This is a genomic window from Pseudomonas frederiksbergensis (genome assembly GCF_001874645.1).
Lineage (GTDB): Bacteria > Pseudomonadota > Gammaproteobacteria > Pseudomonadales > Pseudomonadaceae > Aquipseudomonas > Aquipseudomonas frederiksbergensis_B.
In genome coordinates this window covers 1,054,515-1,073,117 of the sequence record NZ_CP017886.1, presented here as the reverse complement: position 1 = coordinate 1,073,117, position 18,603 = coordinate 1,054,515, and the positions used below count along the sequence as shown (strand labels likewise).

Sequence of the window (18,603 nt, the reverse complement as noted above, 5' to 3'; positions counted from 1 at the left end):
CCGGTCAAGATACGGGCGGTTTTGCGCTCGCCGTAGGCTGACTGTTGGTTTCAAGAGCACCTCTAAAAACAGGGCGAAGGCAGTACAAGGTGACGCGCAGCGCAGGGTTGGCGCGAAGTTTACACGCCACGACAAAGAATGACTCGTTAGTCACTGCTGACGAACGGTCATCACTCCCGTGAGCAGGTCATCTGTCTGCTGTTAAAAGAGTCAGCGTCGACGTTTTTAGAGGTGCCCTTGTACCCGATGAGCATCAACCGCCAGGTTCGCCTAGGCGACTTTCTTTTCACCGGAGAGTAACGAGGAATCCATGAAGGTTCTTGTAGCTGTCAAACGCGTTGTGGATTACAACGTCAAGGTTCGCGTCAAGGCGGACAATTCCGGCGTCGACCTCGCCAACGTCAAAATGTCGATGAACCCATTCTGCGAAATCGCAGTGGAAGAAGCCGTACGCCTGAAAGAAAAAGGTGTTGCGACTGAAATCGTCGTCGTCTCCATCGGCCCGACCACCGCTCAAGAGCAACTGCGCACCGCGCTGGCTCTGGGTGCCGACCGCGCCATCCTCGTCGAATCCGCCGAAGACCTGACTTCCCTGGCTGTGGCCAAACTGTTGAAAGCCGTCGTCGACAAGGAACAGCCTCAGCTGGTGATCCTTGGCAAACAAGCCATCGACAGCGACAACAACCAGACTGGCCAGATGCTGGCTGCACTGAGCGGTTACGGTCAGGGCACCTTCGCCTCGAAAGTCGAAGTCACTGGCGACAAAGTGGCCGTGACCCGCGAAATCGACGGCGGCGCGCAGACGGTTTCGCTGAAACTGCCGGCCATCGTCACCACCGACCTGCGTTTGAACGAGCCGCGCTATGCGTCCCTGCCAAACATCATGAAAGCCAAGAAGAAGCCTCTTGAAGTGCTGACTCCTGATGCTTTGGGCGTTTCCACCGCCTCTACCAACAAAACCCTGAAAGTCGAAGCGCCGGCTGCACGCAGCGCAGGCATCAAGGTCAAGTCGGTGGCTGAACTGGTCGAGAAACTGAAAAACGAAGCGAAGGTAATCTAATCATGACTATCTTGGTAATCGCTGAACACGACAACAAAGTGGTGGCCCCGGCCACGCTGAACACTGTGGCGGCTGCCGCGAAAATCGGCGGCGACATTCATGTGCTGGTTGCTGGCCAAGGTGTTGGCGCTGTGGCTGAAGCCGCTGCGAAAATCGCTGGCGTGACCAAAGTGCTGGTAGCCGACAACGCTGCTTACGCACACCAACTGCCAGAAAACGTAGCGCCTCTGGTTGCCGAGCTGGGCGCTGGCTACGGCCACATCCTGGCTGCCGCCACCTCCAACGGCAAAAACATCCTGCCGCGCGTTGCCGCTCAGTTGGACGTTGACCAGATCTCCGAGATCATCTCGGTAGAAAGCGCTGACACGTTCAAGCGTCCGATCTATGCCGGTAACGCCATCGCAACCGTTCAGTCGAACGCTTCGGTAAAAGTCATCACCGTGCGTGCTACCGGTTTCGACCCGGTTGCAGCTGAAGGTGGTTCGGCTGCCGTTGAAGCGGTGGCTGCTGCTCACGACGCTGGCACTTCCAGCTTCGTTGGCGAAGAGCTGGCCAAGTCCGATCGTCCGGAGCTGACCGCTGCCAAGATCGTCGTTTCCGGCGGCCGCGGCATGCAGAACGGCGATAACTTCAAACACCTGTACGCCCTGGCCGACAAGCTGGGCGCTGCCGTTGGCGCTTCCCGCGCCGCGGTTGACGCAGGTTTCGTGCCCAACGACATGCAGGTCGGTCAGACCGGCAAGATCGTTGCACCACAGCTGTACATCGCCGTCGGTATCTCCGGCGCGATTCAGCACCTGGCCGGCATGAAAGACTCCAAAGTCATCGTTGCGATCAACAAGGACGAAGAAGCGCCGATCTTCCAGGTGGCCGATTACGGCCTGGTGGCGGACTTGTTCGAAGCCATCCCCGAGTTTGAGAAGCTGGTCTAATCCAGCGGCTTAACTTATAAAGAGCCCGGCCTTTTTGGCCGGGTTTTTTTTGTCTGCGATTTGAGTGTGGGGAAATACGCCATGGATTTGCGTCGCTTGAGCGGCTTGTGGATGCTGCTGAGCCTGTCGGCTTTACCCTTGCTGTCAGTCGCTGCGGGCAAATGCGAGCGTCTGGTGGTGACTGGCAGCCCGGATGCACCACCGTATCTGTGGCAAGACCCGCAAGACCCTACGCACTTGATCGGTACCAGCGCCGACTTGTTGCAGCAGATGGCGGGGGAGTTGGGGATCAAGGTTGAGTTGCTGTACGCCGGCAATCGATCCCAGGTGCTGGAGGAAGTGCGTAGCGGGCGTATCGACATGCTGGCCGACGCGCCTCTTATGGAGAATCAACTCGATACACTGGACTACATCCAGCCGCCGCTACTGAAAAATGACTATCTGGTCTGGACTCGGAAAGGCTCGCTGTTGGTCTACAACCAGGTTCAGGACTTGCGCGGGCATGTTGGCGCAGTCTCGGCAAAAGCTCGTTTGACACAACCTTTCGAGGCGTACGCACAAGAGCAATTGACCTTGATGAGTCTGCCGAACCTGGCACAGGCTTTTCAGAAGTTACTACTGGGTGACGCGGACTATGTGCTCGCCGGGCGTTATACCGGGATGGCCATGGTGCAGACATTGGGCATGGCCAACGATGTGCAGGCGTATCCGCAGCCGATCGATCAGCCGGGGCTGTTCCTCGCCATTTCCCGCAACTCTGCCTGCAACGATCCATGGTTACGCGGACAGTTGTCGAAAAAGATGACAGAATTGCCCGCGTCCGGCCTGACGGAGGCCGTGCTGCAGCGCAATCTGGAGCGCTGGAAAGCACACATGCAGCAACCCGTCAGCACCCCAAAACAGTAGGGATTTTTAGTGACTCTTCGACCTCTTTTCGCTGCCCTGGCCGTTATGGCTCTGGCGGGTTGTGCTGCCGATCCGGCGCCGAATGAACAATTGCGTTTGACCGAGCGGGCCCTGGAACAGGCCGCCGCTGTTGGGGCAACGACTGAAGACGTGCCTGAACTGAAACTCGCGGAAGGCAAGTTCGCTCAGGCTCAGGCCGACATGACCACTCAAGCGTTCAAGGATGCGCGCATGCGGGCCGAACAGGCGGAGCTGGACGCGCGTCTGGCCGAGGCCAAGGTTCTGACGTTGAAAAGCCAGGAGAAACTGAACGTGCTCAACACCCGCATCACTCGCCTGCGCAAGCAACTGGGAGATGCCCAATGAGCCTGAAAAATTCCGTTCTGGGTGGTTTGCTGCTGGTTGGTTGCGCGGGGCTTGCCGGTTGTGCAGGTCAACACAGCGCGGCTGCGTTGCAACAAGCCAGCGCCGATTTTCAGAAGGTCAAGGAAGATTCGAATGTGCTGCGCATCGCACCCAAGGACGTGATTCGGGCGGGTGAGTCCCTTGCCCGAGCTGATCGCCTGTCGACCTACTGGGGCAGTGGCCCGGATGTTCAGCATTACGCTTATCTGAGTCAGCGTTACAGCGAAATTGCCCGAGAACACACCGAGCAAGCGCTGAATGACGAACGTGGGGCGAAGCTTGAGCTGGAGCGTCAGCGCCTGCAACTGGCGTTGCGCGAGAACAAACTGCTCAGCGTGCAACAACAGGGTAAATGGCTGGAAGAGCAAATCATCAGCCTGGCTACGACCCAGACCGATCGCGGTCTGGTCATGACCCTGGGGGATGTACTGTTCGACACCGGTGAAGCTGAGCTGAAAAATTCGGCAAACCGCACCGTACTGAAAATCGTCCAGTTCCTTCAGCTCAACCCCAAGCGTGTGGTGCGTATCGAAGGTTATACCGACAGCACGGGCGGCAAGCAGGACAACCTCAAATTGTCTCGCGATCGCGCCCAATCGGTGGCGGACATGTTGATCGATCTGGGGATTGAAGATAAGCGCATTCAGGTCGAAGGCTACGGTGATGAGTATCCGGTAGAGGCCAACGCTTCCGAGCGGGGGCGTGCGCAGAACCGCCGGGTCGAAATTGTGTTCTCCGACGAAAAAGGCCAGCTCGGCGCTGCCCGCTAAGGTCAGTGTCACTGGAAAACCCGGCCCCTCAGCGGTGCCGGGTTTTTTTATACCTGCGAAACGGCTCGCAAACAGTACAGTTTTTGCTGTCACTGCACTGTACGGTCGACTATTGTGGCAACTGTCCCAGTACACTTCTAAACTGTTCCGGTAATGTTTCACACAAGAATAAAATGCCCGTGAAATCGAGTGCTGCGTCATGACCAATCTCTTGCTCTATCAACGTATTGCTCAGCAATTGGCTGAGGATATCCGGCGTGGTGTCTATCAGCCCGGCGAGCGCGTGCCTTCTGTGCGCAAGATGAGCTCGCAGCTCAACGTCAGCCACGCGACGGTGCTTCAGGCGTATGCCAACCTCGAAGATCAGGGGCTGATTCGCGCACGTCCGCAGTCGGGTTACTACGTCCACCAGACCCCGGCACTGACCGCGCCGACGCCGGATATCGCGCGTGTCGAGCGTCCAGGTCTGGTCACGCGCAGCAGTATCATTCAGCAAGTGTTGGTCGAATCGCGTCGCGAAGGGGTGTTCCCGCTAGGCGCGGCGGTGCCCAGTGTCGACTATCTGCCGGTACGGGCACTGCACCAGCAATTGGCCAAGGTCACGCGGTTCCACAGCCCGCGGGCGTTCAGTTACATGTTCAGCCCGGGTTTTGAGCCGTTGCGTCGCCAGGTGGCGATCCGTATGCGTGATGCTGGTGTAGTGGTCGACCCATCAGAAGTGGTTATCACCCATGGTTGCGTCGATGCGCTGCAGATGTCGTTGCGCGTCCTGACGCGTCCCGGCGATCTGATTGCGGCTGAGTCGCCGACCTACTACGGCTTGTTGCAGCTCGCCGATTTGTTGGGTTTGAAAGTCATCGAGATCCCCAGTGACCCGGCGACGGGCATGAGCCTGGAAGCCTTGCAACTGGCCGCCAACCAGTGGTCGATCAAGGCGTTGGTGCTGACCACGCGCCTGAGTAACCCGCTGGGCGGCACCATGCCGGAAGAGCGGCAAAAGCAACTGCTGCGTTTGGCTTCGGATTTCGATATTCAGGTTGTCGAAGATGATATTTACGGCGAGTTGATGTTCGAGCAAGGCCGCACCAAATCGCTGAAAGCCTATGACCGACTGGATCGGGTCATCTATTGCTCAAGTTTCTCCAAGACGCTGTCACCCGGTGTGCGCATCGGCTGGATGATCGCCGGCAAGTACCAGCAGGAAATCCAGCGCCTGCAGACCTTCAGCACCCATTCGGCGTGCAGCGTGACGCAGATGGGGATCGCGGCCTATCTGGAGAACGGCGGCTACGATCGTCATTTGCGTTACATTCGTCAGGAATACCGCAAGAACCTCAGCGCCTTCCAGTTGGCGGTGCAGCAGTATTTCCCTGAGGGAACGCAGATAACCCGGCCCACGGGCGGCTTCATTCTGTGGGTTAGCCTGCCAGGGCGGGTCAATACGCAGGAACTGCATGTACGTGCGTTGCAGCAGGGCATCAGTATCGCGCCGGGGCTGATTTTCAGTAACACCGAGCAGTTCAATCACTGCATTCGCTTGAATTGCGGCACGCCGTGGAATCGTGAGGCAGAGCGGGCGCTGATGACACTCGGGATGCTGGCCACTCAGCTTTGTCAGGAGACGGCAGGCGGCTTTTGACGCGCACCAAGGGGTGGATTGCTATGCGAGCTTGTCAGGGGCCTTACAACAAGCGAGCATATGGCCCTCTGCCGTTAGCGCTGTAGTGTTCATGAAAGCGATTTTTCCTGCTGGTTTGATGTTGGCGTGCCTGTTGAGTGTCTTCATACCAGGTAGCGCGATGGCTGCGGCCGCCCCGGATAAAGGGGGCGTCAGCACGTCTGAGGTGAAGGCCAAGCCCGTTGCGCCGGCAAAAAAACACACACCCGCCAAAAAGACCGAAGCGGTAAAGAAGCCGACGTCACAAAAAAAACGCCCACCGATTGCCTCAAAATCAAAATCCGCGAGTGAGGTGGTCAGAACCACGTATTTGCCTCCGGCCACGCTGGATTTGAGCCTGCCGCCGGACATGGTTAAGCAGTTGCAACCTATTGGCACCGTTCCGCTAGTCAAACATGCTCCTTTGCTGCCACCCATGTTTGATGATAAAGCCAAGGATGACAGCCCTTTTCAGCTCAATGGGCGCCTGCTCAGCAACGAAATGCAGCTGCAAATGCGCAAAGAAGAGCACAGAGAAGTCGAAGGTGCGGCACTGGATTTTCAGTTCAAACAGTAAAAACCTGCATTGATCTGTGACCCTCGCACCTGACGCTTTGTCGGAGACTGGTCAGTCACGCGCGGTTTGAGCGAAAAACCGCTATTCGGCCAATTTCAAACGGCTGTTTAAGCGGGTACTCTAGTCCACGTTATTCAACACATTACCCGTCGCGAGGAGCGTGTCGTCATGAACTGCCGTGAAGGCTGTGGCGCCTGTTGCATTGCCCCTTCCATCAGCACACCCATCCCCGGCATGCCAAACGGCAAAGCGGCGGGAGAACGCTGTGTGCAACTGTCTGTCGATAATCTGTGCAGTATTTTCGGCAAGCCTGAACGGCCGGCGGTATGTGGCGCGTTCCAGGCGGATATCGAGGTGTGCGGCAACAGTCTGGAAGAAGCCATCAAGTTGATCGGTTGGTGGGAGCAAATGACCGCGGCGTAGTGTGTTCAACGAACGGAACTTCAACAATAAGGAATAAGACCATGGGTTCGCTGCATCGTATCGCTGTGTTGTGTGGTTTGACGGTTCTGTTGGCCACAACGGCCCAGGCTGAAGACTGGGTAACTGCCAAGGACGAAGGGGGTATCAAGGTTTCCTTGAGTGAAGTCGCCGGTTCTCAGTACAAGGCCTACCGCGGTGTGACCGTAATGAAGACCTCCGTGGCCAAGTTGCGCGCTCTTCAGGAAGATGTGGCCGGCGCGTGTGCCTGGATTCATGAGTGCAAGTTGCAGAAGCTGATCAAGCACGAAGGCGATCAAAGCTGGACCTACACTCAGTTCAGCACCCCATGGCCGGTGACCGCGCGTGATTCGGTATTGCACGTGACCACCGTCGAAGGTACCGATGGCAGCCTGACCCGTAAGCTTGAAGGTGTGCCGACCTACATTCCAGAAGAAAAAGGCTTTGTTCGTGTCGCTCAGGTTCAAGGCTTCTGGAAGTTTGTTCCAAAAGGCGCGGACCAGGTCGAAGTGACCTATCAGGTTCACACCGATCCAGGTGGCAGCGTACCTTCCTGGCTGGCCAACAAGTTTGTGGTCGACGCGCCCTTCAATACCTTGAAAGCACTGAAAGAGCGCGCCGAGAAGTAATTCCGCGCTCTTGGCATAGAGGCTGCCAACAGGCGGCCTTTTTCATCTCTAACCATCGGGTTCAGCGGGAACGATTATCCGGTATTCGGGGTCGAGATGTGTGTAAGCCCATCTGTGGGTTTTATCAAGGAGGCACCGATGCAAAAGTGGGAAGTCACCTTCGTTGATGATCACGGTGTGCCGACCGTGGAGCAATTCGATTGCGAACAAGAACCCACGATGGAGCGGGCCGCGCAATTGATTCGCTCAAAACTCCTGCCTGTCCCGGCCGAGCTCGATCTCAATGATCTGGAGGGCCGGACCGACGATCCGACAGTCAAAAGTCTGAAAGATCAGAACAGCATTGAAATCCTCAGTATCACGCTAATTGCATAACCTCTTGATGCGACTCGCAAGCAGGCCTTGGCAGCAGCTCTGACTTGAGGCTACTCTGCAATCGAGATCAGCGAATGGATCGCTAAGGTCTGGTCTTGTCAGCTACATGCTTGTTTCCCGGCGGCAATTGTATTGCCGTATCGCCCTCACCATTCGGTTGCGGGCGCAGGGAGTACGGAAAGTCTATCCATCAGTTTGAGGAGGACGTTTCATGAGCACAGCCTATCAAGAAGACATCAGCAGCAGCGTGCTGCGCCGCATGAAAGAGGGCGGTTTTGACTTTTCACGGTTTCATCCCATCGAGTTCTACGCCATTTTCCCGGATGAGGAGCGGGCACGGAGGGCGGCAGGGCATTTTCGCGGTGAATCCTTGAATGCGCAGGTCAGCGTGCGTGATGACGGTGCCTGGCATTTGGAGTTGAGCAAGGTGATGTACGCCACTTACGGCGGCATCGGCGACTTCGAACAGGACTTTGAGGCGGTGGTCGAGCCTTTGGGTGGGATTATCGAAGGATGGGGCGTCAAGCAGGAGGTACGAGGGCTACTCGCATAACACTATGAACAGCGACAACACTCAGCAACGGCTGACCTCAGGGTTGGCCGTTTTCGTTTGTGGTGATTAAAAATCAAAAGACTGCAGTCGCACGCGGGCAGTGGAATCAACTCTGGCTATGCTGGTTATAGCCATGAGCATTGCTTCGCAATGAAGCGGGGGCAATCAGGTTGGGGTATTTGCCGCACGGGATTGGTGCAGCGCGCTTTGGGCGATTATCCAACCTATTGATAATAAAGCGTTTATGCCGCTGGCACGGGCCTTGCGAAGCCTAGGTGTCCGGGTGACAAGGAGTACGGCATGATCCGCACCTATTTTGATGAGATGTATGACGCCGGCGGCCTGGTCCGCCCGCACTATCGGGAGTTTGCCCGTTGGTTAGCTGAAACGCCTGACGAGCTTTTGGCACAACGGCGACGCGAGGCCGATCTGTTGTTTCATCGTGCCGGGATAACCTTCACGCTCTACGGTGATGAGCAGGGGACAGAGCGTCTGATTCCCTTCGACACCATTCCCCGCAGCATCCCCGCCAGCGAATGGCGGATCGTCGAGCGCGGCTGTATTCAGCGGGTCAAGGCATTGAACATGTTTCTCGCCGACCTGTATCACGAGCAGCGCATTATCAAGGCCGGCATCATCCCGCCCGAACAAGTGCTGGCCAACGAGCAATACCAGTTGGCCATGCAAGGGTTGGATCTGCATCGCGATATCTATTCGCACATCTCAGGCGTCGATCTGGTGCGCGATGGCGACGGCACGTACTACGTGCTCGAAGACAATTTGCGCACGCCCAGTGGCGTCAGTTATATGCTCGAAGACCGCAAGATGATGATGCGGCTCTTCCCCGAGTTGTTCGCTGCCCAGCGCATCGCGCCCATCGATCATTACCCGAACCTGTTGCTTGATACCTTGAAAAGCTCCAGTGCGCTGGACAACCCGAGTGTCGTGGTACTGACCCCTGGGCGCTTCAACAGTGCGTTCTTCGAGCACGCGTTTCTGGCGCGGGAGATGGGCGTGGAGTTGGTGGAAGGCGCGGACCTGTTCGTACGTGATGACAAGGTGTTCATGCGCACCACCGACGGGCCGAAAGCTGTCGACGTGATCTACCGTCGCCTCGACGATGCCTTCCTCGATCCGTTGGCGTTCAACCCGGATTCGATGCTCGGCGTTCCAGGACTGCTGTCGTCCTATCGCTCCGGCAATGTGGTGCTGGCGAATGCCATCGGCACCGGTGTCGCGGATGACAAGTCGGTTTATCCGTTCGTGACCGACATGATTCGTTTCTACCTGGACGAAGAGCCGATCCTGAAAAACGTGCCGACCTGGCAGTGTCGCAATCCGTCAGAGCTTTCTCACGTGCTGGCGAACCTGCCTGAGCTGGTGGTCAAGGAAACCCAAGGTTCCGGTGGTTACGGAATGCTGGTCGGGCCCGCCGCCACCGCCGCCGAGATCGAGTCGTTTCGCGCACGCATCAAGGCCAAGCCACACGCGTATATCGCCCAACCGACGTTGTCCCTGTCGACCTGCCCGACGTTTGTCGAAAACGGCATTGCCCCGCGGCACATCGACTTGCGCCCGTTTGTCCTGTCTGGCCGCGAAACCCGGGTCGTCCCCGGTGGCCTTACCCGTGTCGCCCTGCGCGAAGGATCCCTGGTGGTCAATTCGTCTCAGGGTGGTGGAACCAAGGACACCTGGGTGGTCGAGGATTGAAGGAAGCCTGCCATGTTAAGTAGAACTGCCTCGGATTTGTATTGGATGTCGCGTTACCTGGAGCGGGCGGAAAACCTCGCGCGGATGCTCGATATCAGTTATTCGCTGTCATTGATGCCACAGGATGGCCGCGGTGATGGTCTGCACGAATTGGCGATGCCCTTGCTGATCACCGGCACGCTGGACGATTACCTGGAGCGCCACGGCGAGTTACACGCCGAGCGTTTGCTACACTTTTTCGCTCTGGATGCGGCCAACCCGGCCAGTATCTACAGTTGTCTCGGCGCCGCGCGGGCCAGTGCTCACGCAGTACGTGGGCGAATCACCGCCGACATGTGGGAAAACATCAACGCGACCTGGCTGGAGATTCGCGGTATCGCCGAACAGGGCCTCAGTCGTTATGGCATGAGCCGTTTCTGCGAGTGGATCAAAGAGCGTTCCCACCTGTTCCGGGGCGCGTCCTACGGCACCATCATGCGCAACGATGCCTTCCGCTTCATTCGCCTGGGGACCTTCATCGAAAGGGCCGACAACACGCTGCGCTTGCTCGATGCGCGCTACGAAATGGCCGGCGATCAGGCTGAGGCGGTCAGCGACGGTACGGCTCATGCGTATTACCAGTGGAGTGCGTTGCTACGGGCCTTGTCGTCCTTCGAGGCGTACACCGAGATCTACCGCGACGCGCCCGGCGCGAGGCACGTCGCCGAGCTGTTGCTACTGCGTGCTGACGTACCGCGTTCGCTGCGTGCCTGCACTGAAGAAATCGACCAGATACTCGCCAGCCTGCCGGGGGCCAACGGCCGTCCTGCGCAACGCCTGGCGGCGGAAATGGACGCGCGGCTGCGTTACACCGGCATCAATGAAATCCTCAAGGAAGGCCTGCACGCCTGGCTGACCGAGTTCATCCCGCTGGTGCGCCAGTTGGGCAATGCCATACACAGTTCCTACCTGGAGGCTGCATGAGACTTTCCATTAGCCACGAGACCACCTATCACTACGAAGATCAGGTGCGGGCGAGCATCCAGTATTTGCGACTGACGCCTCACGACAGCGAGCGTCAGCATGTGCTGAGCTGGCAGCTGGATCTGCCACGGCCAGTGCGTGCGCAACTTGATCCGTTTGGCAACATCCTGCATGTGCTGACGATGGACGAGCCCCATGAGGCGATCATCATCGGCGCCAGGGGCCAGGTGGACATCGATGAGTTGCGTGAGGCTGAGCATGAGAGCCAGTCGGCGCTGCCGTTCTTGCGTTTCACTCGACTGACCGAGGCGGATGAAGCGCTACGTGCATTCGCCGAGAAGGCATGTCGCCAACGCCGTGATCGCACAGCGTTGATCGACTTGATGCATGGCCTCAACCAGCACATGACCTACACGCCGGGTTCCACCGAAGTCGAAACCAGCGCCGCTCAAGCGTTCGCCGGACGTGCCGGGGTCTGTCAGGATCACGCCCACGCGTTTCTCGCCTGCACGCGCAGCCTGGGGATTCCAGCGCGGTATGTGTCGGGTTATCTGTACAGCGGAAACAGCGAACACCTGGCCAGTCACGCCTGGGCTGAAGCCTGGCTCGACGACGCGTGGTACAGCTTCGATGTCACCAATGAACTGGCCAGGCCCGAGCGTCATCTGAAACTGGCGGTGGGCCTCGACTATCTCGATGCCTGCCCGGTACGCGGCATGCGTCGTGGCGGTGGGAGTGAGCAGATGCACGCCAAAGTGTTTGTCTCACCAACGCCGGTGATTTCAGTGCAACAGCAGTAAGTGGCGGACGTTGAAAAGATCGCAGCCTGCGGCAGCTCCTACGGGGTCGGTGTAGGAGCTGCCGCAGGCTGCGATCTTGCAAGGTTCATGGAGTCTGCTTTCGGCCCGCCATATGCTTCAAATACCCCACCAGCAACGTCAGCTCCTCATCCGACAATACCGCCGTCGAGAACCCCGGCATTTTTGCCTGTGGCCATTGGCGCAAGCTTTGCGGGTCGCGGATATAGCGCTTGAGGAATTCGGCGCCAAAGTACTCGGTAGGGTTGAAGGGAATGTTCAAGTCCGGACCAAACTGCGCATCGCCCGCGCCGTTCAGACGGTGGCACGCCAGGCAGTTTTTCTGGAACAGTGCATAGCCCAGATTCACCGGGTCATTGGCTGCGAGCGCCGGGTCTGGAAGCAGGGCAGGGAAGCGTACGCCGACCGCTGCCAGGCGTTTGATACTGGCAACTTGGAAAGGCCATTGTTCAGGACTGATATGACCGGCCTGGGGGTGGGTCCACACCAGATAAAACGGTCCGGCGCCGGGTTTACCTTCCGCCAGCGCTGGCCAAGGGTTGGCCGGGTCTTCAATGGCCAGCCACGCCTGTGCACCCACCGTGTCGAGCAACGGCGCGGCAGCCAACTCGGCGGCGAAACCGTCCAGGGCCACGGCTTGCAAGTGGTCGTCAGCTTTTATGCCGGTCAACAACGCCGCCAGCGGCACAGCGCGATAACTCATGTCCCGTTTATAGGACACATCGTCGGTGATCTGAATAGTCTGAACCTGAGGATGCTTGAGCAACTCCTCGGTCTTCCAGATTCGGCTGCCGGTGCCCAGGTCGAGCACCAACTGCGCGGCATACGAGGGCGTGCTGAGCAGCAAGGCCCCAAGTAAAAGTAGAGCTTTCAAGTGATCGCCATCCTGTCGAGGGTATGCCGTGAAGGTTGGCACACGCTCGCAGACCCGGATAGCGAGCGAGTCAATTTTTGAGTGAGGCGTCGTAAACAACCACGCTTGATTATCCGATCACTTTGGTAAGGTTCGGCAAAATCAGTAATAGCGTAGTGGCGAATAAAATGAGTCCGGCTTGACGCACTTTCGAATGTTTGAACATGGCTGTCTGCCTTTTTTTGTTATTTCCTGAGCGTCGAATGCTTGCCTGCATTTCTCCATGACGGCAAAGCGCTGTAGTTCCTTTCTCACAGGTGCCTCGGCAAAACCCGACGACAACCTCGTACGGTTTACCTTAGGGGCCCCGCAGACTGTGGTTTAGATCTATTTCGTATCAAATAAGCGCAAAAGGTTACTAAAAAGGCATGAGGCATACTGCCAGCTGCTTTGCCGGCCTTTTGCTAGACAGTTCGGTGACCTGAATCGGTTAATCCGATAGCTCACTACCGTTCGTCTGAGCGTGACCGTCAAGGCCGTTGAGCGCTTCGGTCATTGAATCCATCGCTGCTGAGCCTAAGGTGAGAACTCGCTAACTATTCACCTGCCCAGCGGTACGAGGACGTCATGACCCAAGCTTTGATTTTCGATGCGTTACGCACGCCCCGTGGCCGTGGCAAGGCTGACGGCGCCTTGCACAGCGTCAAACCGGTGAACCTGCTGGCAGGCTTGCTTGGCGCTCTGCAACAGCGTACGCAACTCGACACCAGTCAGGTCGATGACATCGTGATCGGCTGCGTCACGCCGATAGGCGATCAGGGCGCCGATATCGCCAAAACCGCAGCGTTGGTGGCCGACTGGGACGTTAGCGTCGCGGGCGTACAAATCAACCGGTTCTGCGCGTCCGGGCTGGAGGCGGTCAACCTCGGTGCGATGAAGGTACGTTCCGGTTTCGAGGACCTGGTAGTGGTCGGCGGCGTCGAGTCCATGTCGCGGGTGCCGATGGGCAGCGACGGTGGCGCCTGGGCGCTGGATCCGCAGACCAACCTGCACAGCCATTTCACCCCGCAAGGCGTGGGTGCCGACCTGATCGCCACGATCGAGGGCTTCAGCCGTCAGGACGTCGATGCGTATGCGCTGCACTCTCAGCAGAAGGCTGCGCGGGCGCGGGCAGACGGCTCATTCAAGAAATCCCTGGTGCCGGTGCAGGATCAGAACGGCATAGTCCTGTTGGATCATGACGAGTTCATTCGCGCCGAATCGACGCTGGAAGGTCTGGGCACGCTCAAGCCGAGCTTCGAGATGATCGGGCAAATGGGCTTCGACGCCACCGCGTTGCGGGTCTACAGCCACGTGGAGCGAATCAACCACGTTCACACGCCAGGCAACAGTTCGGGGATCGTCGACGGCGCGGCGCTGATGCTGATCGGATCCGAAGCCTGTGGCCGGGCGCTGGGCTTGCAGCCTCGGGCGCGGATCGTCGCCACGGCGGTTACCAGCACCGATCCGACCATCATGCTCACCGGCCCGGCGCCGGCCACTCGCAAGGCCTTGGCCAAGGCCGGGCTGCGGGTCGAGGACATCGATCTGTTCGAGGTCAACGAAGCGTTCGCCTCGGTGGTGCTCAAGTTCATCAAGGACATGGCCATCGATCCGGCCAAGGTCAACGTCAACGGCGGCTCTATCGCCATGGGCCATCCGCTGGGCGCGACCGGTTGCGCGATTCTCGGCACCTTGCTCGATGAACTGGAAGTGCGGCAACTGCGCTACGGCCTGGCGACCCTCTGTGTCGGCGGCGGCATGGGCATCGCCACCCTCATCGAACGCCTCTGAGCCCCCGACTTCAGGGAATCCCGACTTCAAGGAAAATTGCCATGACCGATGCCATTCGTTACGAAAAAGGTCAGGACCAGATCGTCGTCCTGACTATCGACATGCCGGACCAAAGTGCCAACACCATGAACGCGGTGTACCGCGAGGCCATGGCTGACTGCGTTGCACGGCTGGTGGCCGACAAGGATTCGATTGCCGGGGTGATCATCACCTCGGCGAAAAAAACCTTCTTTGCCGGCGGCGATCTCAATGAGCTGATCACCGTCGGCAAGCCCCAGGCCAAAACCTTCTACGAGATGGTGCTGATACTCAAAGGCCAACTTCGGACGCTGGAAACGCTCGGCAAACCGGTGGTCGCGGCGATCAATGGTGCGGCGCTGGGCGGTGGTTGGGAAATCTGTCTGGCCTGCCATCACCGCGTTGCGCTGGACAATTCGTCGGTGCAGATCGGTTTGCCGGAAGTCACGCTGGGCCTGCTGCCGGGCGGTGGTGGTGTGGTGCGCATGGTGCGCATGCTGGGGCTTGAGAAGGCGCTGCCGTACCTGCTCGAAGGCAAGAAGGTCCGGCCGCAACAAGCCCTGCAAGCCGGTTTGGTCGATGAGCTGGCGGTGGATCGTGATGAGCTGCTGGCGAAGGCGCGCGCGTGGATTGTCGCCAACCCGACGGTCAAACAGCCTTGGGATGTGAGCGGTTATCAGATTCCCGGTGGTACACCGTCGCACCCGAAAGTCGCGCAGATGCTGGCCATCACACCGTCGATCCTGCGCAGCAAAACCCAGGGTTGCATGCCGGCACCGGAGAAAATTCTCTGCGCCGCGGTTGAGGGCGCCCAGGTTGATTTCGACACGGCGCAGCTGATCGAAACCCGTTATTTCACCGAGCTGACCACCGGCCAGGTGGCGAAAAACATGATCGGCACCTTCTGGTTCCAGCTCAACGAAATCAATGCCGGTGGTTCGCGACCTGCGGATTTTGCGCCTTACGTGACGAAAAAAGTCGGAGTGCTCGGCGCGGGCATGATGGGCGCCGGGATTGCCTACGTCAGCGCCGTGGCGGGCATCGACGTCGTGCTCAAGGACATCACTCTGGCGGCAGCCGAGAAGGGCAAGGCCCATTCGGCCGTGTTGCTGGACAAGAAAGTCGCCCGTGGCCAGTTAAGCGCAGAGCAGCGTGACGCCACACTGGCGCGGATCAAAACCAGTGAGCAGGATGCCGACCTGGCGGGCTGTGACCTGATCATCGAAGCCGTGTTCGAAGACCGCGAGCTGAAAGCCAAGGTCTCCTCGGCCGCACAAAAAGTCGTCGGTGCCGACGCGGTCATCGCTTCCAATACCTCGACCTTGCCAATCAGTGGTCTGGCGACGGCGGTGCCGGATCAGTCGAAATTCATCGGCCTGCACTTCTTCAGCCCGGTCGACAAAATGCCGCTGGTAGAAATCATCAAAGGCGCCAACACCAGCGATGAAACCCTGGCCCGAGGTTTCGATTTCGTCCTGCAAATCAGGAAAACCCCGATTGTGGTCAACGACAGCCGTGGCTTCTTCACCTCGCGAGTCTTCGGCACTTTTACCAATGAAGGTATTGCGATGCTCGGCGAGGGCATCACGGCGTCGATGATCGAAACCGAGGCGCGCAAGGCCGGGATGCCAATAGGTCCGCTGGCGATTTCCGACGAAGTTTCCCTGAGTCTGATGAGCCATATCCGACAGCAAACTGCCAAGGACCTGCAAGCCGAAGGCAAACCGCTGACAGTGCATCCGGCGTTTGCTGTGATCGATCTGCTGCTCAATGAATACAAGCGTCCTGGCAAGGCCGCTGGCGGTGGTTTCTACGAATACCCGGCCGGTGGGCAGAAACAGTTGTGGCCGGGGCTCAAAGCGCGTTTCGAGAAGGCTGACGGGCAGATATCGCCACAGGACGTACGCGATCGTCTGCTATTCGTGCAGGCCATCGAAACCGTGCGCTGCGTGGAGGAGGGCGTGCTGCAGTCGACGGCCGATGCCAACATCGGTTCGATCTTCGGCATTGGCTTCGCCGCCTGGACGGGCGGTGCGTTGCAGTTCATCAACCAATACGGCGTGAAGGATTTTGTCGCCCGTGCCCAATACCTGGCCGAGCAGTACGGTGAGCGCTTCACACCGCCGGCTCTGTTGCTGGAAAAAGCCGCGAAGGGCGCGTTGTTCTGACGGACTGGCGGCGCGCACCGGGCTTGCCTTGACCCCGCGTTTCAAGGCAGGCTCTGGGTGTGCACTATCGCCTCTATCGTGTCAGGTACTTTTTATGTCGTTACGCATCTGCATTCTGGAAACCGACATCCTGCGCCCAGAACTGGTCGATCAATATCAGGGTTACGGGCAGATGTTCCAGCGTCTGTTTTCGCAGCAACCCATCGCTGCCGAATTCACCGTCTACAACGTCATGCAGGGCGAATATCCAAGCGATGAGCTGAGCTTCGATGCCTATCTGGTGACCGGCAGCAAGGCTGACTCGTTCGGCACCGACCCGTGGATTCAAACCCTCAAGACTTACCTGTTGTCGCGCTATGAGCGCGGCGACAAGCTGCTGGGCGTGTGCTTTGGCCATCAATTGCTGGCGCTGCTGCTGGGCGGTAAAAGCGAGCGCGCGACCCAGGGCTGGGGTGTCGGCACCCACAACTACAAACTTGCCGCCAAAGCGCCGTGGATGAGCCCGGTGAGGGAAGAGCTGACCTTGTTGATCAGTCACCAGGATCAGGTCACTGCGCTACCGGAAAACGCCACGGTGATCGCATCCAGCGATTTCTGCCCCTACGCCGCGTACCACATCAATGACCAGGTGCTGTGCTTCCAGGGGCACCCGGAGTTCATTCACGATTACTCGCGGGCGTTGCTGGAAATTCGCCAGCAGCACCTTGGCGAGCAGGTTTACCAGAAAGGCGTGGCCAGCCTGGCGCATGAGCACCACGGCGCCACTGTCGCGGAATGGATGATGCGGTTTGTGGCTCATAAGCCAAAGGCGAAATCTGTATAGATGCCCGTAGGAGCTGGCGAAGCCTGCGATCTTTTCAGCGGAAACTGTGCGTCGTCGACGTGTGAAACGATCAAAAGATCGCAGGCTTCGCCAGCTCCTACGGGGTAAGGCTCTATAGCCACCCCGACCGCTTGAAGCTCGCCCACAACCCGAAACATCCCACGGTAATAAACCCCAGCACCGAAAAATAGCCGTAGTGCCAGCTTAGCTCCGGCATGTTCTGGAAGTTCATCCCGTAGATCCCGGCCACTGCCGTCGGGAACGCCAGAATTGCCGCCCAGGCCGCAAACTTGCGTTGCACCACGCTTTGTCGGGCCGCTTCCAGCAACACGCCGATCTCGATGGTCTGGCTGGCGATGTCGCGTAACGTCGTAAGGTCCTCCATCTGCCGCGTGACATGAATCTGCACATCACGAAAGTACGGGCGCATGTTCTTGTCGATAAACGGGAAGCTCAGCTTCTGCAGCTCTTCGCTGATTTCCACCATCGGCGCTGCATAACGACGTAGACGCAGAACGTCGCGACGCAAGCCGTGCAGGTTCTGAATGTCCTTTTCGTTGAGTGTGCTACACAGCACGTTGCGCTCCAGCTCATCGATCTCGTTATGGATCGCTTCGCCCACTGGCTGATAGTTTTCGATGACGAAATCGAGCAGGGCGTACAGGACGAAATCTTCGCCGTGCTCAAGCAGCAGCGGACGTGCCTCGCAGCGTTGACGCACATGGGCGTAGGACGCCGAGTGACCGTTGCGGCAGGTGATGATGTAACCCTTGCCGGCAAAGATGTGGGTTTCGATGAACTCCAGTTTGCCTTCATGGCGCACCGGCGAGTACGTGACGATAAACAGCGCATCGCCAAAGGTTTCCAGCTTCGGTCGGCTGTGTTTATCCAGGGCGTCTTCAATCGCCAGTTCGTGCAGGCCGAACTGGCGTTGCAGATTGGCCAGCTCCTGAGCGTTCGGCTCTTCTAGACCGATCCATACAAAGTGGCCTTGTTTTGCAGCCCAGGCGGCGCCCTCGTCGAGAGTGATATTGGTGACTTTCTTACCGGCACTGTAGACCGCAGCCGCAACGACTCTACCCATAATTCTGATTCACTTCTTCTTGGCAAAT

General features: G+C 58.4%; 19 protein-coding genes. 17 read left to right on the top strand and 2 right to left on the bottom strand.

Features of this window, described 5'->3' with window-relative positions; genetic code table 11:
- The first annotated feature begins 310 nt into the window (after window positions 1-310).
- The 14 genes from BLL42_RS05380 (at window position 311) to BLL42_RS05315 (ending at window position 11,778) form a co-directional block, all read left to right on the top strand.
- Entirely contained in the window at window positions 311-1,060 is a 750-nt protein-coding gene (locus BLL42_RS05380) for an electron transfer flavoprotein subunit beta/FixA family protein (protein WP_071551117.1), read from the top strand.
- A 2-nt stretch (window positions 1,061-1,062) separates the two neighbouring features.
- The gene (locus BLL42_RS05375) at window positions 1,063-1,992 is read left to right on the top strand and encodes an electron transfer flavoprotein subunit alpha/FixB family protein (RefSeq protein WP_071551116.1); all 930 of its coding nucleotides are present in this window, start codon (window positions 1,063-1,065) and stop codon (window positions 1,990-1,992) included.
- 81 nt (window positions 1,993-2,073) lie between these two features.
- Window positions 2,074-2,898, top strand: a complete 825-nt coding sequence (locus BLL42_RS05370) for a substrate-binding periplasmic protein (protein ID WP_071551115.1) — start codon at window positions 2,074-2,076, stop codon at window positions 2,896-2,898.
- A gap of 9 nt (window positions 2,899-2,907) precedes the next feature.
- The gene (locus tag BLL42_RS05365) at window positions 2,908-3,264 is read left to right on the top strand and encodes a DUF4398 domain-containing protein (protein ID WP_071551114.1); all 357 of its coding nucleotides are present in this window, start codon (window positions 2,908-2,910) and stop codon (window positions 3,262-3,264) included.
- Window positions 3,261-4,073 (top strand): OmpA family protein, encoded by an 813-nt coding sequence (locus tag BLL42_RS05360; RefSeq protein WP_071551113.1) that lies wholly within the window; start codon window positions 3,261-3,263, stop codon window positions 4,071-4,073. Before BLL42_RS05365 ends, BLL42_RS05360 begins: the two co-directional genes overlap by 4 nt.
- Window positions 4,074-4,272: 199 nt before the next feature.
- A complete protein-coding gene (locus BLL42_RS05355) occupies window positions 4,273-5,712 on the top strand; it encodes an aminotransferase-like domain-containing protein (RefSeq protein ID WP_054593319.1) in 1,440 nt (479 codons plus the stop codon).
- 91 nt (window positions 5,713-5,803) lie between these two features.
- On the top strand, window positions 5,804-6,307 hold the full coding sequence (locus BLL42_RS05350) for a translation initiation factor 2 (protein ID WP_071551112.1): 504 nt from the start codon (window positions 5,804-5,806) through the stop codon (window positions 6,305-6,307).
- Between the two features lie 168 nt (window positions 6,308-6,475).
- The gene (locus BLL42_RS05345) at window positions 6,476-6,730 is read left to right on the top strand and encodes a YkgJ family cysteine cluster protein (protein ID WP_071551111.1); all 255 of its coding nucleotides are present in this window, start codon (window positions 6,476-6,478) and stop codon (window positions 6,728-6,730) included.
- A 41-nt stretch (window positions 6,731-6,771) separates the two neighbouring features.
- Entirely contained in the window at window positions 6,772-7,377 is a 606-nt protein-coding gene (locus tag BLL42_RS05340) for an START domain-containing protein (RefSeq protein WP_071551110.1), read from the top strand.
- A 138-nt stretch (window positions 7,378-7,515) separates the two neighbouring features.
- The gene (locus BLL42_RS05335; RefSeq protein ID WP_071551109.1) at window positions 7,516-7,752 is read left to right on the top strand and encodes a hypothetical protein; all 237 of its coding nucleotides are present in this window, start codon (window positions 7,516-7,518) and stop codon (window positions 7,750-7,752) included.
- A 211-nt stretch (window positions 7,753-7,963) separates the two neighbouring features.
- Window positions 7,964-8,305 (top strand): ribonuclease E inhibitor RraB, encoded by a 342-nt coding sequence (locus tag BLL42_RS05330; RefSeq protein ID WP_019689386.1) that lies wholly within the window; start codon window positions 7,964-7,966, stop codon window positions 8,303-8,305.
- 300 nt (window positions 8,306-8,605) lie between these two features.
- Window positions 8,606-10,015 (top strand): circularly permuted type 2 ATP-grasp protein, encoded by a 1,410-nt coding sequence (locus tag BLL42_RS05325; protein ID WP_071551108.1) that lies wholly within the window; start codon window positions 8,606-8,608, stop codon window positions 10,013-10,015.
- Between the two features lie 12 nt (window positions 10,016-10,027).
- Window positions 10,028-10,978: an alpha-E domain-containing protein gene (locus BLL42_RS05320; protein ID WP_071551107.1), complete on the top strand. Its 951-nt coding sequence runs from the start codon at window positions 10,028-10,030 to the stop codon at window positions 10,976-10,978.
- Entirely contained in the window at window positions 10,975-11,778 is an 804-nt protein-coding gene (locus BLL42_RS05315; protein ID WP_071551106.1) for a transglutaminase family protein, read from the top strand. The genes BLL42_RS05320 and BLL42_RS05315 overlap by 4 nt, the downstream gene beginning before the upstream one ends.
- A gap of 85 nt (window positions 11,779-11,863) precedes the next feature.
- Here the strand turns inward: BLL42_RS05315 and BLL42_RS05310 are convergent, their stop codons facing one another.
- Complete coding sequence (locus tag BLL42_RS05310; RefSeq protein WP_236721969.1) at window positions 11,864-12,670, bottom strand: c-type cytochrome; 807 nt, start codon at window positions 12,668-12,670, stop codon at window positions 11,864-11,866.
- A 606-nt stretch (window positions 12,671-13,276) separates the two neighbouring features.
- On the opposite strand from BLL42_RS05310, the gene BLL42_RS05305 reads away from it, so the two are divergent.
- The 3 genes from BLL42_RS05305 to BLL42_RS05295 all read left to right on the top strand — a co-directional run bounded on the left by BLL42_RS05305 (window position 13,277) and on the right by BLL42_RS05295 (window position 17,491).
- Entirely contained in the window at window positions 13,277-14,482 is a 1,206-nt protein-coding gene (locus BLL42_RS05305) for an acetyl-CoA C-acetyltransferase (protein ID WP_071551104.1), read from the top strand.
- 41 nt (window positions 14,483-14,523) lie between these two features.
- Complete coding sequence (locus BLL42_RS05300) at window positions 14,524-16,668, top strand: 3-hydroxyacyl-CoA dehydrogenase NAD-binding domain-containing protein (protein ID WP_071551103.1); 2,145 nt, start codon at window positions 14,524-14,526, stop codon at window positions 16,666-16,668.
- 94 nt (window positions 16,669-16,762) lie between these two features.
- Window positions 16,763-17,491 (top strand): amidotransferase, encoded by a 729-nt coding sequence (locus tag BLL42_RS05295; RefSeq protein ID WP_071551102.1) that lies wholly within the window; start codon window positions 16,763-16,765, stop codon window positions 17,489-17,491.
- A 112-nt stretch (window positions 17,492-17,603) separates the two neighbouring features.
- Here the strand turns inward: BLL42_RS05295 and BLL42_RS05290 are convergent, their stop codons facing one another.
- On the bottom strand, window positions 17,604-18,575 hold the full coding sequence (locus tag BLL42_RS05290) for a magnesium and cobalt transport protein CorA (protein ID WP_071551101.1): 972 nt from the start codon (window positions 18,573-18,575) through the stop codon (window positions 17,604-17,606).
- Window positions 18,576-18,603: the final 28 nt, after the last annotated feature.

Coding starts and splice junctions, on each gene's coding strand:
- BLL42_RS05380 (WP_071551117.1), top strand. CDS start 311: ATGAAGGTTCTTGTAGCTGTCAAACGCGTTGTGGATTACAACGTCAAG.
- BLL42_RS05375 (WP_071551116.1), top strand. CDS start 1,063: ATGACTATCTTGGTAATCGCTGAACACGACAACAAAGTGGTGGCCCCG.
- BLL42_RS05370 (WP_071551115.1), top strand. CDS start 2,074: ATGGATTTGCGTCGCTTGAGCGGCTTGTGGATGCTGCTGAGCCTGTCG.
- BLL42_RS05360 (WP_071551113.1), top strand. CDS start 3,261: ATGAGCCTGAAAAATTCCGTTCTGGGTGGTTTGCTGCTGGTTGGTTGC.
- BLL42_RS05355 (WP_054593319.1), top strand. CDS start 4,273: ATGACCAATCTCTTGCTCTATCAACGTATTGCTCAGCAATTGGCTGAG.
- BLL42_RS05350 (WP_071551112.1), top strand. CDS start 5,804: ATGAAAGCGATTTTTCCTGCTGGTTTGATGTTGGCGTGCCTGTTGAGT.
- BLL42_RS05345 (WP_071551111.1), top strand. CDS start 6,476: ATGAACTGCCGTGAAGGCTGTGGCGCCTGTTGCATTGCCCCTTCCATC.
- BLL42_RS05340 (WP_071551110.1), top strand. CDS start 6,772: ATGGGTTCGCTGCATCGTATCGCTGTGTTGTGTGGTTTGACGGTTCTG.
- BLL42_RS05335 (WP_071551109.1), top strand. CDS start 7,516: ATGCAAAAGTGGGAAGTCACCTTCGTTGATGATCACGGTGTGCCGACC.
- BLL42_RS05330 (WP_019689386.1), top strand. CDS start 7,964: ATGAGCACAGCCTATCAAGAAGACATCAGCAGCAGCGTGCTGCGCCGC.
- BLL42_RS05325 (WP_071551108.1), top strand. CDS start 8,606: ATGATCCGCACCTATTTTGATGAGATGTATGACGCCGGCGGCCTGGTC.
- BLL42_RS05320 (WP_071551107.1), top strand. CDS start 10,028: ATGTTAAGTAGAACTGCCTCGGATTTGTATTGGATGTCGCGTTACCTG.
- BLL42_RS05315 (WP_071551106.1), top strand. CDS start 10,975: ATGAGACTTTCCATTAGCCACGAGACCACCTATCACTACGAAGATCAG.
- BLL42_RS05305 (WP_071551104.1), top strand. CDS start 13,277: ATGACCCAAGCTTTGATTTTCGATGCGTTACGCACGCCCCGTGGCCGT.
- BLL42_RS05300 (WP_071551103.1), top strand. CDS start 14,524: ATGACCGATGCCATTCGTTACGAAAAAGGTCAGGACCAGATCGTCGTC.
- BLL42_RS05295 (WP_071551102.1), top strand. CDS start 16,763: ATGTCGTTACGCATCTGCATTCTGGAAACCGACATCCTGCGCCCAGAA.
- BLL42_RS05290 (WP_071551101.1), bottom strand. CDS start 18,575: ATGGGTAGAGTCGTTGCGGCTGCGGTCTACAGTGCCGGTAAGAAAGTC.